The organism is Nostoc sp. NZL (assembly GCF_015714705.1).
In the GTDB taxonomy this organism is placed as follows: Bacteria; Cyanobacteriota; Cyanobacteriia; order Cyanobacteriales; family Nostocaceae; genus Nostoc; species Nostoc foliaceum_A.
This window is the reverse complement of record NZ_WBKL01000144.1, coordinates 1-13562: the sequence shown is the minus strand read 5'-3', so window position 1 is coordinate 13562 and position 13562 is coordinate 1. Positions and strand designations below refer to the sequence as shown.

Sequence of the window (13562 nt, the reverse complement as noted above, 5' to 3'; positions counted from 1 at the left end):
TTGCTGCCCCCATTGCGGAACAGCCTTAGACCGTGACCATAATGCAGCGCTGAATATTCTTGAAATTGGACTCCGTACTGTGGGGCACACAGGAACGTTAATCGCCTCTGGAGACATCGACCTCTGCGTGGGTGAGGAAACTCCTCCAAGTAAGTCGGGTCGCGGAAAGAGGAAGTCCAAAGAGCGATCTTTGGAATCCCCCGCTATATCAGGTACTCCTGATTAGCGCCGGGAGGATGTCAATTGCACTCCGCTTTCTAATTGAGCCGCCTGCCTTTGAATACTCCATGCTATTTCTGCCGTAGATAGTAGCAACTCCAGTAAGCATCCTTTCAGACAGTTCCGAGAGTGCGTTGTCCATCTGAGTTATGGTCTTACGAGATTCATCAAGATTGGACAGAAGCGTATTATGAGCTTCTAGCATGGCACGGGTGTTATCGATAAGGCGGGTGTAAACTTCAATGCTTAGTCCGTGCCCTAAATCCAGATTCTCGTTAATGGATTTAAGCAGGGCAAGACGGCGTTGAGCTTTGTCTACAGCAGCAGAACCGCGAGTTCTTAGAGACATGGGAGATATTTCTGGAATAGTTCTATTTCAACATACTGGGATGTCTTTCTACGTGATAAGAGTAGTTTTGTGTATTTAATTGCAACGCAATAATTGGGAGCTAATCTGTGTTTATACTCATCTGTATATTGTTTCAGGGGAAACACAATTAGCAAATGCGATCGCCGAACAAGCAAATGCTGTCGCCGAATAAGCAAATGCGATCGCCAAACAAGCAAATGCTGTCGCTGAACAAGCAAATGCTGTCGCCGAACAAGCAAATGCGATCGCTAAACAAGCAAATGCGATCGCTAAACAAGCAAATGCTGTCGCCAAACAAGCAAATGCGATCGCTAAACAAGCAAATGCTGTCGCCGAACAAGCAAATGCTGTCGCCAAACAAGCAAATGCTGTCGCCGAACAAGCAAATGCTATCGCCGAACAAGCAAATGCGATCGCTAAACAAGCAAATGAGATCGCTCAACAAGCAAATGCTGTCTGTTTGTGTATATTCGACTTAGAATCCAATACGGTTCAGTTAAGGTTAAAACTCCTTGTCAAAGTCAATCTTTTTTACGAACCGCAGAGACGAAGAGGACACAGAGAGACGGAAAAAATGCTTAACTGAACCGTATTGACTTAGAATCCAGATTTGTAGGTAGCGTAGGCGTAGGGCGTTGTAGCCATCGCACTTTGTTTTTTAATCAATTCACCAAATATTTTCAAAATTAAGTACAAATCCAGGCAGTATATCTTCTCCTAATAAACTAGGAGGAGATTGCAGCACTTCAACATCTCTACCAGAGCGATAAATTTCTACTTGCCGAGTTTCTAAATCAATTAACCAACCTAATCTAGCACCGTTGTCTCGGTACTCTTGCATCTTATTTTGTAGCCTTATTAAACAATCAGTATCAGAACGCAATTCCACTACAAAATCAGGACATACAGGCGGAAATTTCTCTTTTTGCTCCTGTGTAAGAGAATCCCATTTGTCACGTCTTAACCAAGATGCGTCAGGCGAACGCACTGCTCCATTTGGTAAAATAAACCCAACCGAAGAACCAAAAGCTATACCTAGTGATTCATCACGATTCCAGACTCCAAGTTGAGCAGTTAAGTTAGCATTGCGGTTGCTGGTTAAGCCTCCGACTAGAGGCATTAGTAGCAATGTGCCATCAGCATTACGCTCAAATCTGATTAATTCATTGATCTGACATAACTGGAAGAATTGCTCATCTGTTATTTGAAGAACAGGAGCAAAGTTGATAGTTAATGCATCCATAAAAAAATTTTAATATTCCCATAAAAATGCCAAAGGAAAATGCACTTTAGCGAAAAAGATATTTACAATAGTTGAGTCTAAGTATTGATTACTTTATCCGCAGCAACAGTTAAGATTTCATCCATCCAAGCATTTATGCTTTTGCCAGCCTTTTTAGCAGCAATAAATATTTTGCGGTGGTGTTCTGGAGTTGTGCGGAATGGAAGTTTACCAGAGAATGGTTTATCAGGCTCCTCTCCTAGTTCTTCACAGAAAGCAAGATAATCATCAACAGAAATTTGAAATTCTTGACGCGCTTCCTCTACAGTTTTTGCCTTAAAGGTAATTACGTCATTAATATCTAAAACTTGGCCAAAAAGTATTCCCGCTTCTACATCTACTTCTATACTAGCTGTGTATCCTTTATAAGTTATCATATTTCAATTCCTGCCTTAATTAAAAATTCTCTAACAGATTTGACTGCTCCTTTATCTGTCTCATTTTGAGAATGTGGTTCGTGAAAAACAGCTTTCACATCATTTAATTTCACACGAACTCGCGAACCTCTACCCTTAGTAATATCAGCACCGATAGTTATAAATAAACTTTCAATATCTTTCCAAAGAATATTAGATGGTACAGGATTTGTAAAAATTAACTCTAAAATCTGACGTTGTTTGTTATTGAGATCCATTTAATCAATACAATTACAGCCATCTTACAGTTAAGTTGAGTATAACTATCAATTCCACGATATCATATTATGATATCGTGGAAAATATAGAAGCGTAGGCGTAGCTGGGGTACACTACACCTCCAAAATTTCCCAAAGTGCGTTAGCGTAGCTCACCGTAGGTATCGCCTTGCACAAAACCTTAAAAACAAAGCGATCGCCTGTTGTCCAAGAGTGAGCGATGTCTACGACGGGCTACGCCTACGCTTTGTTTAGGCATTCAATTCTCAATTTTGCGAAGTTGCCAATACGTATGACAACCCCAACCAACACCGCAAAGATTGCTCTAAAAGTTCAGCATCAGCATCAGCTAACTTGCCAATCACTTTGACAACTAAGCTTTTATGCACTGTGTATAAACCTCTCTTGACTGCTGTAGCCACGTTTAGCCCTGCTGCTTGCTGCCCATTCAGACAAGACAAACTCACTTTCTAGCAATGCTCCAGTTTTGCTCGTCAAGGGTGTAATTAGGTTGTCTTGAGAAACGTGTGGCGCACTTACAACAACAGCAGGTCTAACTTTTGAACTGGACAAATCTGAAAAGGGATACTGAACCAAAATGATGTCATTTTTAGAGTAGTTCGGCATAGATATCATCCTCAGCATTATCCCAAACTGATGAGAGTGATGTTTGACTGGTTTGAAGCCAAAATTCATTTTCATCATCAGGAAGCAGCGTCACTAACACTCTTGTCCCTTCCGGTAATTCCTCTGACTCCAGCAATTCAATTTTTCCTTCCCGAACAGTAGCCCAAAGCGTTTTTAGCATATCTGTTTTTTGAACAGTCATGTTTTGATTTTACGCTTGTATGCCTAAAAGAGCGATCGCCTTACAGAAAATCTCAAAAACAAAGCGATCGCCGGTGTGGAAGAGTGAGTGCGATCGCAATAGTTATTCTGATAAACAAGCAGATATTAAACCTATCTACATTTATTTGTAAAATGAAGAAATGCAGTCCGTCTGTGTATATTTGACTTAGAATCCAGAGAAGTGGAAGTGTAAATTTTATGTCTAATTATCAAGAAGTACTACTGCAAGCTCAAAGCCTAACTCCTGAAGAGCAAATACGCTTAATTGAAAACTTATCAAGCTTAATTCGTCAACAGGTGACGATGACACCTAAGCCAAAGCGTAGTATCCTCGAATTACGTGGGTTAGGTAAAGAAATCTGGAATGGCATTGATGCTCAAGAATACGTTAATCAGGAACGTGATTCATGGAATGGCTAGTCCAGTTACAAGGGCAAATTGTTGGTTTGGATACTGCTCCACTGATTTACTTTATTGAAGAAAATCCTAATTATTTGGATGTTACAGATGCTTTTTTTGAAGCTATGTTTCGTGGTGAGTTTAGCGTTGTAACATCAGTTTTGACTATAACGGAAGTATTAGTCTATCCCTTGCGGCAAAGAAACACAGCATTAGCTCAACAATATCGTGAAATTCTATTTAATTCCCAAGGTTTAACAGCTATCGAAGTTTTTCCCGACATCGCTGAAAATGCGGCACAATTAAGGGCAGATTATAATTTAAGAACCCCAGATGCTATTCAGATGGCTACTGCTATTTGTGGAGGTGCATCATTTTTCTTGACAAATGATGCGCGGTTGCCGTCTTTACCAGCATTATCAGTGTTAGTGTTGGATAGACTCATAGTTTGAGTCTTTTTGTATGTTGTGATCGCTGATTGTATGATGGCATTGTAGGCGATCGCCTTGTAGAAAATCTCAAAAACTAAGCGATCAGACCATATCTGTTCCATCAACTCCAATGGAATATTAAATCTTGTAGTGCAACTATGCTTCTTCATCAAAGATTGCAATTAATAAAATCTCATTAGGAGTTGTAAGACTGACGATATTTTTATAATGTTTTGAACCTGCAAATGTGCGAATAGAGATAACTTCACTGTTAAATATAGGAATGAATTTTCCATGTGCGAACAAAAGAACTTGTTCGTCCATTTCTAAAATTATCCCGGCCTTTTTTACCCCGAGTGTATGAATACTAGCAACTAAGCTTCCTAATCCCATATATTTGTTATAATACGAAATTCTAGGAATAGAAGAAGAGCTATTATCCTGTAACCCTAATGTAAAGAAGCTTCCATCATAGGTACTGATAAATAAAGATTTGGAACTATTATAGACGAATTGGATATTTTTTAAATCTATTTTGTTGTTAAGGTTAGAATTCACAACTAGATTATTAAAGTCAAACTCACTTTGTTCTAAATCAGTAACAATCAAACTTTCTTTTTCAAAATTTTTCTGTGATTCAATTAATTCCTGTCGAGGCTTAGTTTGAATACTACTGAATAAAGTTGGGGAAGTAGTTGTTGGATAGTTTACAACATCAAAATTAAGCCAAGCATTTCGCAGTGAGTATTCTGGAATATGTTTTTCCTTACGATTATTATTCCTCCCCAAATTAAAATCATCAAGAAATGAAAATAATCCTTCAGAACCACATGAAGCATTTACTGTTCCAAACTTAGCTGTTGTATGAATACACTTTGCCTCAAGGCGCTTTTGAGCTTCATTAATTGGTATGGTGTTTTCTGATTCCCAATCAATATCAAAATGATAAAGTCCTGTATTTGTCCCGATATACAATCGACGATTATAAATATTTAAATCAAGTAAAATATCTGCCTTTATTTTCAGATCCCATTCAACAGTTTCTATAAAATCTGCATCAATTTGAATTGATTTTGATTCAATTTTGTCAATAGCTTTGAGAAAAGCTGCTTTTCCAGACTCATCATGTAGCTGATCACGAAATTCTTCTTGATCAATCAAATCATTTCTAAAAAACAATAATGTTGGTACATCAAGTAAAATCTCATCTTCTTGAAGTTTACTTACAACATTTTTCATATCATAAATACGTACTGAGTGGTTCTCAGTGATTGCAATGAGTCGTCCCATATATAGGAACGCATCCTCAAAATTTCCTGGAAATCTTAGTGAGACAACTCTCATATTTTTTCCTTCTGAATTTTTCGGCCAACTGCTTTATCAATAACTTTATCTTTAATCCATTGTTCAACTAATAAATCGAAATCAGGGGGTAAAGCACGTCGTCTTCTTTCTTCTACAGGTGAAACTGGATACCCATGCCAAGGATCTTGAATGTTAGATGTACATGGAAATATTGATAGTCTCTCTCCATTTGTACCAAGTGTTGCTTTTCCTATTTCTAAAACTCCCCAGTAATCCTGATTTGCGTCACGCAGATTATGCTTGTCAGAATTACAAAAGATATCGTACTCAGTATCAGGTGGGATACACCACATATTTTTGTGCTGTAGAGAACCATTACCTCTGTGTTTGTATTTTGATAAATACATTTTGCCATTGACTGTAGGGCCATACTCTAACCCAGCAGATGTGCTTTGATTTGCAGGCATTTTCTTACTATCTAGCAGATGTTAATAGACGGAAAGCACGGTATCACCGTGCTTTCTGGCTAATTTATTGATGATGTATCAACTTACTCTATCCCTTCAATTCTGTCTTCAACCTCTTGGTACAACTCGCGCAGACGATCTAAATTATCCTCGCTAGTTTCCCAATAACCGCGTCCATTCACTTCCAACAAGGTTGATACAATCTTGCGGAAAGAATGGGGATTAAGGTTCAGCAACCGTTTCTGCATTTCTTCATCTTTGATGAAGGTTTCATTAGTATCCTCATAAATCCAGTTATCCACAGCGCCAGCAGTCGCACTCCAACCTGTTGTATTCACTAACCGCTTGGAGAGTTCGCGCACACCTTCGTAACCGTGAGATAGCATCCCCTCGTACCATTTGGGATTTAACAATTTGGTACGCGCATCCAAACGCACGGTTTCTGATAATGTCCGCACTTGGGCGTTAGCTGTGGTTGTATCTGCAATATAAGATGCTGGTTTTTTACCATCACCCCGCAGACTTGCTACCAGCTTGGTGGGATCTGAATCAAAGTAGTGGGAAACGTCCGTTAAGCTAATCTCGGAAGAATCCAGATTTTGGAAGGTTGCATCAGCAGTTTTCAATGTACTTTCAAAAATCTGCCGGGATTCGTCCATGATTCCGGGGTTATCGGAATTGAAGGAGAAAGATTTCCGATTGAGATACATTTCCTGCAACTCGGCTTCGCTATCCCAAGTGCTGTTTTCTACCGCCAAGTTGATATTTGACGAGTAGGAACCAGAAGCGTTGGAAAAAACGCGCGTCGCTGCTTGACGCAGATTAATCCCCATTTCTTCAGCTTGTTGCAAAGCGTGTTTGCGAACAAAGTTCATTTCTAAGGGTTCATCCGCCTCAGCCGCCATCTTCACGCCTTGGTCTAGCAGGTTCATTTGGTTGATGAACAAGTCGCGGAATACACCAGAACAGTTGATTACCACGTCAATTCTGGGCCGCCCCAACTCTTCTAGGGATATCAATTCCAACTTGTTCACCCGTCCCAAAGCATCGGGAACTGGACGCACGCCCACCATCCACATAATTTGCGCTAGGGATTCACCGTAAGTTTTGATGTTATCGGTTCCCCAGAGGACGCAGGCGATGGTTTCTGGCCATTTTCCTTCATTTTCCGCTTTGTTACGGATCAAAAGCCTGTCTACAACGATTTTGGCTGATTGTACTGCTGCTGTTGTTGGGATGGATTGCGGATCTAAAGCATGGATATTCTTACCTGTAGGCAAAACATCCGGGTTGCGGATGGGATCGCCACCAGGGCCAGGTAGGATGTACTCACCTTCCAAGCCTCTGAGTAATGCTCCTAGTTCGTTGTCGGCACAAACTTGTTGCAGGCAGAATTCCAAATACTCAAGTAAGGGTTTTAGGGCGGCGGTGTCAACTTTGGGATAACCTGCTTTATGCAATGCTTCCACCCAAGGTTCTTTTTTACCCATGTTGAAGAAATTCAACCGGGAAACCAGAGAAACTCGTCCTTCCGCGTCGATTTGCTCTTGGACAAGGGCGGTAACTGCTGCACGAGTTGCTAAAGTGATATCTTGCAATAACTGGACATCTTCTAAAATGCCTCTATCGTTATTTTGGTAAATATCGTCAATGTTACGCCCAATGCTGTTAGCGATAATTCCCGGTAAGCCTTGAAGTCCTTCTTCTTGACGATCTAGACTAGCAATGTTGACGAGAGTTGCGATCGCTTCTTCTGCACTTGGGGGTTTACCAATGACGTGCAAACCACAAGGCAACAACCGCGACTCGATTTCCATCAACTTGCGGTAGACGTTGCCAACAATATTATCCCGCTCATCGGCACTCATGTCTCTGGCATCGGTTTCTGGCAGGTGAATATCCTTATCCAGATTCACGATCCGGCATTTATCCATGATGCTGTTGACAATGGAAACACCGCGTCCACTATCTTTCAAGGTTTGGTAGGAAGCAATTAACTCGCTGAGTTCCTTCAAACCTTTATACAAACCAGCATTTTCTGCCGGAGGTGTCAAGTAAGAAATTGTTTCGGCATAACTCCGACGTTTGGCAATTGTCGCTTCACTCGGATTATTCGCTGCGTAGTAATACAGGTTGGGAATTGAGCCAATCAAGTTATCTGGATAACAGTCACCAGACATTCCCATCTGCTTACCGGGCATGAATTCCAAGGAACCGTGGGTACCAAAGTGTAGTACTGCATCAGCTTTCCAAACTTGCTCTAGGTAAGTGTAGTAAGCAGCAAAACCGTGGTGAGGACTAGCTGAACGGGAGAACAACAGCCGCATCGGGTCGCCTTCGTAACCAAATGTAGGTTGGACACCGATGAAGACGTTACCGAATTGCTTACCATAAATCAGCAGATTTTGCCCGTCGCTGTTGAGATGTCCGGGAGGTGGCCCCCAGTTTTCCTCTAGGCGTTGAGAGTAAGGGGTAAGTGCCTCATACTCAGGAACCGACATTTTGTAAGCAACGTTGAGTTCCGGGCTGTTGTACTGCGCTTGAGCATCGTGGATGACTTCTTGCATCAACGCTTCGGCGGATTCTGGCAATTCTGGTAAGTCGTAGCCGTTATTTTTGAGGGCTTTCATCACCTCGTAGATGGAGCCGAATACATCCAAGTAAGCGGCGGTTCCGACGTTGCCTTTATCTGGTGGGAAGCTGAAAACAGTGATGGCGACTTTTTTATCTAGCTTCGGCTTGCGGCGGAGGTTAGCCCATTTTAAGGCGCGTTCGGCGACAGCTTCAACCCGATCGCGCAGTGCGATCGCTTTCCCTGTAGTCCCATCTCTACCCGATAATATAATTGGCTCAATTGCCCCATCCAATTCAGGAATCGCAATTTGCAAAGCTACTTGAATCGGATGTAACCCTAAATCGCTATCCATCCACTCTTCTGTGGTTTGGAATACTAAGGGTAACGCCACCATGTAAGGACGGTTTAAGCGTTTGAGTGCCTCAATTGCCTTGGGATGATCTTGTCTGGCTGGGCCACCTACTAAAGCAAAACCAGTCAGCGATATCACTGCATCTACCAACTGTGTGTTGGTATTTGGTTCGTAGAAGTAGGCCTCCACAGGCTTGGAGAAATCCAAACCACCAGCAAATACTGGTAGTACCCGTGCGCCTAGTGCTTCTAACTCCTGCACCATTGCTACATAATGGGCATCATCCCCTGTAACTAGGTGAGTGCGTTGCAATACCAACCCGACACAAGGAGCTAGGGGATCTTTGAGATCACTAGAAATATCCTTACGAGCTGTGTACCAATTAAGGTACTCTCTGACATCTTCAAACATACTGGGAGCCAAAGGATGCCAAATCCCTAAATCGGGATAAACCACCGGCTGTTCATATGTAGAAGGTGCAAAATTTTGTTTCTCTAAACCTTTAAATACATATTTATCAGCTAGCATCAGCAAGAAGTTTTCCAGATTTTCTGGTGAACCACCTAGCCAATACTGAAAACTGAGCATGAAATTTCGCGCGTCTTGTGCTTTATCCATTGGTAGGAACTTCAGCACTTGCGGCAGCGTTCGCAAAAGCTTCAGCATCCCATCTTGGAATCCCGCACCGGATTTTTCTTTGCGTTTCCGCATGAATTGGGCGATTACACTCTTTGACTGACCCAACTGTGCCAAAGAAAAGCTGCCCATTTTATTCAGGCGCATTACTTCTGGCATCGAGGGAAAGACAACGGAAACGTCCAGATGATCGCGGTGTGGTTCTACTGCTGCTACTACTTTCTGTGCTAAGTCTTCGATGAAAATGAGGGAAGCGATGAAGATATTCGCATTCTCAATTTCTCGTTTGAACTCTTCGTAGTTCTCTGGGTCGCGGAGTTCCTCAATCAAGTACCCGCTGATTTCAATCGCCAAGTTGGGATTGTTCGCATTAATCGTGCGAACCGCTTGCGACAATGCACTCTGGTACTGGGACTCAAGCACGACATAGACCACCTTGATTAAACTACGTCCGCGTAAGTTATCAGGCGCAATGTGTCTAATGGTGGACTTGACGTGTGTGAACATGCTTCTTCGGCTCCTTTGATGCGTGTTCTCTCTGGAAGTTCCTAGCGGCATCATCAGCCACAGGTAACTTGTGATCTTTTAGGCAATATCTGTTTTTTATCAGAAAACGCTTGCCCAGTAGGCATTTTATCGCCTATATGACACAAATCGATATAAAAAACGAAATATTTCTTTGTAATTGTTGACTATGTTTAAAAGTATTCGCTCACCTATTTGTAAATTTTTCTTTACATAGCAGAGGGCGATCGCTCGGTGTAAACACAAAACCACTGGAATTAAAATTGGCACGCACTCTAACGATCGCCCCGCTGAAATTAAATAACTCCCGTTGCTCCTTTAACTGAGAATTGAGCCATTGCCAGTGTTTTCTGAATGCCGATGCGGGTCGGATTTGGCATTAAGGCTTTGATTAATACCGTAGGAACGAATTAGGTAATACTTGCCTCTTGACTAATGACCCCTAACTCTTGACCATTAACTAATGACTCAAGTAGATATTCTCATCCTTTCAAATGGCCCAGGTGAAGTAACAACCTGGGTGCGTCCAGTAGTGAAGGCGTTGCGGCAAGAATTAGGGAATGACCCTTCTGTAGTCAGGATTTCTGTGGTATTATCGCCTTGCTCAAATGCTAGTGGTAAAGAAGCTGCGATCGCTCTTTCTTACCCAGAAGTAGATAGAGTACAGGGAGCAGAGCATTTTTGGCAATTTTTGCTCTGGGGTAAAACATTTGAGAATTGGGACTGGAGAAGTCGCGGCGTAGTTATTTTCCTCGGTGGCGATCAAATTTTCCCCGTAGTTATAGGCAAAAAGCTGGGATATCGTACAGTAGTTTACGCTGAATGGTCAGCCCGTTGGCATAACTGGATTGACCGCTTTGGCGTGATGAAACCTGAAGTTGCTGCCGATGTCCCCCAAAAATATGCTCACAAATTCACCGTTGTCGGTGATTTGATGGTAGAAGCAGGAGAAAGCCTAGATTCAAATTCCCCTTTGCCTATTACTGCATCACTCAAAACTGAATTAATTGGTCTGCTCCCTGGTTCAAAAGCGGCAAAATTAGCCCAAGGAGTACCATTAAGTCTAGGCATTGCCGAATACGTTCATACAAAAAGACCCCAAACCAAGTTTGTAATTCCTGTAGCCCCAACATTGGATTTACAAACTTTAGCTAGTTTTGCCGATCCCCAAAAGAACCCTATTGCTGAAACCTTTGGCTTTGGTGGTGCTTCCTTAATTTTCCCAAAGGACGCTACAGGCAAGGCATTGCTCAAAACAACAACGGGCTTAACTGTGGAACTGTGGCAAGTAAACCCTGCATATAATTTATTATCCCAATGCTGTATCTGCTTAACTACAGTGGGGGCAAACACTGCCGAACTCGGTGCTTTGGGAGTGCCAATGATTGTTTTACTGCCAACACAGCAACTTGATGCCATGCGTGCTTGGGATGGTTTACCTGGGTTGTTGGCAAATCTGCCAGGGGTAGGTACATCCTTTGCCAACGTGATTAATTGGTTATTCCTGAGATTTGTGAGACACAAAGGTTTATTAGCATGGCCAAATATCTGGGCACGGGAAGAGATAGTGCCAGAACTTATGGGTAAACTTCAACCGCAAGAAGTTGGGGAAATGGTTATAGAATTATTAGCCTATCCAGAAAAATTGGATGATATCCGCGCTAAACTCCGCAAGATTCGTGGCGAAAGCGGTGCAGCCCAGAAAATAGCACAGATTGTTAGTGAGGAAATTTAGTAACAATTAAAGATCAACAGATTCTAAATCATCTGGCAAAGTTGAGTCATTAAGGGCATTGCGGAAGTATTTTCCTGCCAATCCAGTCGCTGAAAAAATTGGTGTACCAGCCTGGAGGTCAAAAATATAAGCCGTGTACTTTGTTGAACGACGAGGATTTGAACTTTGAAAGCCGCCAGAGGTAGAACCGCTAATGTCAAAGTTTCCTTTGACTACTACTAACATCAATGGTGGTTCTTTACCCATAAACTCAAACTCACCAAAACCAGTAGAAGGAATTTCAGCAGCTTTGATTGAACGGGCAAAGATTGCTTCCGGTGTGCCGCTGAGTATCTTAAATTGGCAAGAGTTCGCAAGGGTATAGTTTACAGCAGCTTGCCTAATCTCCTTTTCCGAAGCTGATGTCAGCGGACGTTTTTGAAATATAGTTAACCGATTAGTTTCTTCAGGAAAGATTTTTTGGAATATTTCGGGCGGAAGGGTGCTAAGTTGATTCTGAATTGAGCAACGATCTGACAAAGCATTTGACAAAGCAGATACAGATAGTACTGTACAAATACTTGCTGACACTAATGCCAAGCTCACTAAAAGTTTTTTCATAATTTTATTTTTAATAAATTTCTATGCTCCATAATTCTAATAAAAAAATCTAATCTTTAGGATTAGGGACGTATTATTGCGCCTACATAGTGTTGCTTAATGGAGAGAGGATAAAGAAGTCAGAAATTTCTCCCCCATCCCCCTGATCTTCATTAATCCGAAGATTCTCCATCCCTGCGCCCAAGTTCATAAATGCCAGCGCCCATGCAAGCCAATATACCTGTACTAATTCCCCAACTCTCACCTAAACTAATTTCCAGACCCCAGTTACATAAAGCACCAACTACCAAAAAAGGCGTGATGCTGAATAATGATGCATAGAAAGCGTTTTGGGATTCTCTGGCTTTACGAGTCTTTTCAAATTCTGTCTGGCTGGTGTAAAGCGATCGCTCTGCAAAGTTAAACCAGCGATTAAGTTGCTCGATTACCCATTCGTTGACTGGGGAAAAACCTAGATATAAGGCCAATGACCACAAACTCGCTCCTGCGATCGCGATCGTGTTTAACTCAAAGCGGAAAGGCAAAATTTCAGTCAGCATTGCTTATCGGAGTCCTGCAAAGGGTTGACTTTAGCTTTTAGTAGATGCTAAATAAACCTCTTGTGCAATTTTAAGCATAAAGGTCAACAAGATTTCAACTACTTGGCAACTCTCCTGCTCCTTGAAAGTCCAATACGAATTCAGTAATCAAAAACCTAAAACCTAACCCCCCAGCCCCTTTCCCTGCTAGGGAAGGGGGAGCCAAACTCCTCTCTTTGCGTTGGAGAGGGGTTGGGGGAGAGGTTCTTCCAGGATTACTGAATTGGTGTTCTAGTAAATAGAACTCATTAAGCTCGTTAGTTATCCGTATTGACATCCTCCCGGCGCTAATCAGGAGTACCTGATATAGCGGGGGATTCCAAAGATCGCTCTTTGGACTTCCTCTTTCCGCGACCCGACTTACTTGGAGGAGTTTCCTCACCCACGCAGAGGTCGATGTCTCCAGAGGCGATTAACGTTCCTGTGTGCCCCACAGTACGGAGTCCAATTTCAAGAATATTCAGCGCTGCATTATGGTCACGGTCTAAGGCTGTTCCGCAATGGGGGCAGCAATGAGTCCTGGTACTCAAAGTTTTTTTGACAACCTCACCACAGTTAGAGCAATTCTGACTGGTGTAGTAGGGTGGAACTGCAACAGTTACCAC

General features: G+C 42.2%; 18 protein-coding genes and 1 pseudogene. 6 read left to right on the top strand and 13 right to left on the bottom strand.

The features are described 5' to 3' along the window. A pseudogene (locus F8R90_RS20195) lies at positions 1-226 on the top strand (RNA-guided endonuclease TnpB family protein); the annotation flags it as partial. On the opposite strand, the gene F8R90_RS20190 reads toward F8R90_RS20195, so the two are convergent. Then, positions 209-568, bottom strand: coding sequence for a hypothetical protein (locus F8R90_RS20190; protein WP_196512167.1), 360 nt, complete (start codon positions 566-568; stop codon positions 209-211). The pseudogene F8R90_RS20195 and the gene F8R90_RS20190 sit on opposite strands and share 18 nt — an antisense overlap. Positions 569-723: 155 nt before the next feature. Between F8R90_RS20190 and F8R90_RS20185 the strand changes: the two genes are divergently transcribed. Next, positions 724-1068, top strand: a complete 345-nt coding sequence (locus tag F8R90_RS20185; protein WP_196512166.1) for a hypothetical protein — start codon at positions 724-726, stop codon at positions 1066-1068. Between the two features lie 188 nt (positions 1069-1256). Here F8R90_RS20185 and F8R90_RS20180 read toward each other — a convergent pair whose 3' ends face one another. From F8R90_RS20180 to F8R90_RS20160, 6 genes are all read right to left on the bottom strand, one after another. Further along, positions 1257-1832 (bottom strand): Uma2 family endonuclease, encoded by a 576-nt coding sequence (locus tag F8R90_RS20180; RefSeq protein WP_196512165.1) that lies wholly within the window; start codon positions 1830-1832, stop codon positions 1257-1259. Positions 1833-1909: 77 nt separating this feature from the next. Then, a complete protein-coding gene (locus F8R90_RS20175) occupies positions 1910-2248 on the bottom strand; it encodes a type II toxin-antitoxin system HicB family antitoxin (RefSeq protein WP_196512164.1) in 339 nt (112 codons plus the stop codon). After that, positions 2245-2505, bottom strand: coding sequence for a type II toxin-antitoxin system HicA family toxin (locus F8R90_RS20170; protein WP_196512163.1), 261 nt, complete (start codon positions 2503-2505; stop codon positions 2245-2247). The genes F8R90_RS20175 and F8R90_RS20170 overlap by 4 nt, the downstream gene beginning before the upstream one ends. A gap of 266 nt (positions 2506-2771) precedes the next feature. Next, on the bottom strand, positions 2772-2894 hold the full coding sequence (locus F8R90_RS33500) for a hypothetical protein (protein WP_269141779.1): 123 nt from the start codon (positions 2892-2894) through the stop codon (positions 2772-2774). Next, positions 2887-3132: a MazF family transcriptional regulator gene (locus F8R90_RS20165; protein ID WP_230966519.1), complete on the bottom strand. Its 246-nt coding sequence runs from the start codon at positions 3130-3132 to the stop codon at positions 2887-2889. The genes F8R90_RS33500 and F8R90_RS20165 overlap by 8 nt, the downstream gene beginning before the upstream one ends. Beyond that, positions 3116-3334, bottom strand: coding sequence for a hypothetical protein (locus tag F8R90_RS20160; protein WP_230966517.1), 219 nt, complete (start codon positions 3332-3334; stop codon positions 3116-3118). The genes F8R90_RS20165 and F8R90_RS20160 overlap by 17 nt, the downstream gene beginning before the upstream one ends. A gap of 19 nt (positions 3335-3353) precedes the next feature. Between F8R90_RS20160 and F8R90_RS33495 the strand changes: the two genes are divergently transcribed. The 3 genes from F8R90_RS33495 to F8R90_RS20150 all read left to right on the top strand — a co-directional run bounded on the left by F8R90_RS33495 (position 3354) and on the right by F8R90_RS20150 (position 4205). Then, positions 3354-3485, top strand: a complete 132-nt coding sequence (locus tag F8R90_RS33495) for a hypothetical protein (RefSeq protein ID WP_269141778.1) — start codon at positions 3354-3356, stop codon at positions 3483-3485. A gap of 67 nt (positions 3486-3552) precedes the next feature. Then, positions 3553-3774 (top strand): hypothetical protein, encoded by a 222-nt coding sequence (locus F8R90_RS20155; protein ID WP_196512162.1) that lies wholly within the window; start codon positions 3553-3555, stop codon positions 3772-3774. Beyond that, the gene (locus F8R90_RS20150; RefSeq protein ID WP_196512161.1) at positions 3762-4205 is read left to right on the top strand and encodes a type II toxin-antitoxin system VapC family toxin; all 444 of its coding nucleotides are present in this window, start codon (positions 3762-3764) and stop codon (positions 4203-4205) included. Before F8R90_RS20155 ends, F8R90_RS20150 begins: the two co-directional genes overlap by 13 nt. A 135-nt stretch (positions 4206-4340) precedes the next feature. Here the strand turns inward: F8R90_RS20150 and F8R90_RS20145 are convergent, their stop codons facing one another. From F8R90_RS20145 to F8R90_RS20135, 3 genes are all read right to left on the bottom strand, one after another. Next, a complete protein-coding gene (locus tag F8R90_RS20145) occupies positions 4341-5528 on the bottom strand; it encodes a hypothetical protein (RefSeq protein ID WP_196512160.1) in 1188 nt (395 codons plus the stop codon). Continuing rightward, positions 5525-5956 carry a hypothetical protein gene (locus tag F8R90_RS20140; protein ID WP_196512159.1) on the bottom strand — a complete coding sequence of 144 codons (432 nt, stop codon included), beginning with the start codon at positions 5954-5956 and terminating at the stop codon, positions 5525-5527. The genes F8R90_RS20145 and F8R90_RS20140 overlap by 4 nt, the downstream gene beginning before the upstream one ends. A gap of 83 nt (positions 5957-6039) precedes the next feature. Continuing rightward, on the bottom strand, positions 6040-10026 hold the full coding sequence (locus tag F8R90_RS20135; protein ID WP_196512158.1) for a magnesium chelatase subunit H: 3987 nt from the start codon (positions 10024-10026) through the stop codon (positions 6040-6042). A gap of 481 nt (positions 10027-10507) precedes the next feature. Between F8R90_RS20135 and F8R90_RS20130 the strand changes: the two genes are divergently transcribed. Beyond that, positions 10508-11779: a lipid-A-disaccharide synthase gene (locus tag F8R90_RS20130; protein ID WP_196512157.1), complete on the top strand. Its 1272-nt coding sequence runs from the start codon at positions 10508-10510 to the stop codon at positions 11777-11779. A 6-nt stretch (positions 11780-11785) separates the two neighbouring features. On the opposite strand, the gene F8R90_RS20125 is transcribed toward F8R90_RS20130, so the two are convergent. The 3 genes from F8R90_RS20125 to F8R90_RS20115 all read right to left on the bottom strand — a co-directional run. Further along, the gene (locus tag F8R90_RS20125) at positions 11786-12379 is read right to left on the bottom strand and encodes a hypothetical protein (RefSeq protein ID WP_196512156.1); all 594 of its coding nucleotides are present in this window, start codon (positions 12377-12379) and stop codon (positions 11786-11788) included. 152 nt (positions 12380-12531) lie between these two features. Continuing rightward, complete coding sequence (locus F8R90_RS20120) at positions 12532-12918, bottom strand: hypothetical protein (RefSeq protein ID WP_196512155.1); 387 nt, start codon at positions 12916-12918, stop codon at positions 12532-12534. A gap of 326 nt (positions 12919-13244) precedes the next feature. Continuing rightward, positions 13245-13562: zinc ribbon domain-containing protein (locus F8R90_RS20115; RefSeq protein WP_196511297.1), on the bottom strand; the 318-nt coding region annotated here is incomplete at its 5' end.

Coding starts and splice junctions, on each gene's coding strand:
- F8R90_RS20190 (WP_196512167.1), bottom strand. CDS start 568: ATGTCTCTAAGAACTCGCGGTTCTGCTGCTGTAGACAAAGCTCAACGC.
- F8R90_RS20185 (WP_196512166.1), top strand. CDS start 724: ATGCGATCGCCGAACAAGCAAATGCTGTCGCCGAATAAGCAAATGCGA.
- F8R90_RS20180 (WP_196512165.1), bottom strand. CDS start 1,832: ATGGATGCATTAACTATCAACTTTGCTCCTGTTCTTCAAATAACAGAT.
- F8R90_RS20175 (WP_196512164.1), bottom strand. CDS start 2,248: ATGATAACTTATAAAGGATACACAGCTAGTATAGAAGTAGATGTAGAA.
- F8R90_RS20170 (WP_196512163.1), bottom strand. CDS start 2,505: ATGGATCTCAATAACAAACAACGTCAGATTTTAGAGTTAATTTTTACA.
- F8R90_RS20165 (WP_230966519.1), bottom strand. CDS start 3,132: ATGCCGAACTACTCTAAAAATGACATCATTTTGGTTCAGTATCCCTTT.
- F8R90_RS20160 (WP_230966517.1), bottom strand. CDS start 3,334: ATGACTGTTCAAAAAACAGATATGCTAAAAACGCTTTGGGCTACTGTT.
- F8R90_RS33495 (WP_269141778.1), top strand. CDS start 3,354: ATGCCTAAAAGAGCGATCGCCTTACAGAAAATCTCAAAAACAAAGCGA.
- F8R90_RS20155 (WP_196512162.1), top strand. CDS start 3,553: ATGTCTAATTATCAAGAAGTACTACTGCAAGCTCAAAGCCTAACTCCT.
- F8R90_RS20150 (WP_196512161.1), top strand. CDS start 3,762: ATGGAATGGCTAGTCCAGTTACAAGGGCAAATTGTTGGTTTGGATACT.
- F8R90_RS20145 (WP_196512160.1), bottom strand. CDS start 5,528: ATGAGAGTTGTCTCACTAAGATTTCCAGGAAATTTTGAGGATGCGTTC.
- F8R90_RS20140 (WP_196512159.1), bottom strand. CDS start 5,956: ATGCCTGCAAATCAAAGCACATCTGCTGGGTTAGAGTATGGCCCTACA.
- F8R90_RS20135 (WP_196512158.1), bottom strand. CDS start 10,026: ATGTTCACACACGTCAAGTCCACCATTAGACACATTGCGCCTGATAAC.
- F8R90_RS20130 (WP_196512157.1), top strand. CDS start 10,508: ATGACTCAAGTAGATATTCTCATCCTTTCAAATGGCCCAGGTGAAGTA.
- F8R90_RS20125 (WP_196512156.1), bottom strand. CDS start 12,379: ATGAAAAAACTTTTAGTGAGCTTGGCATTAGTGTCAGCAAGTATTTGT.
- F8R90_RS20120 (WP_196512155.1), bottom strand. CDS start 12,918: ATGCTGACTGAAATTTTGCCTTTCCGCTTTGAGTTAAACACGATCGCG.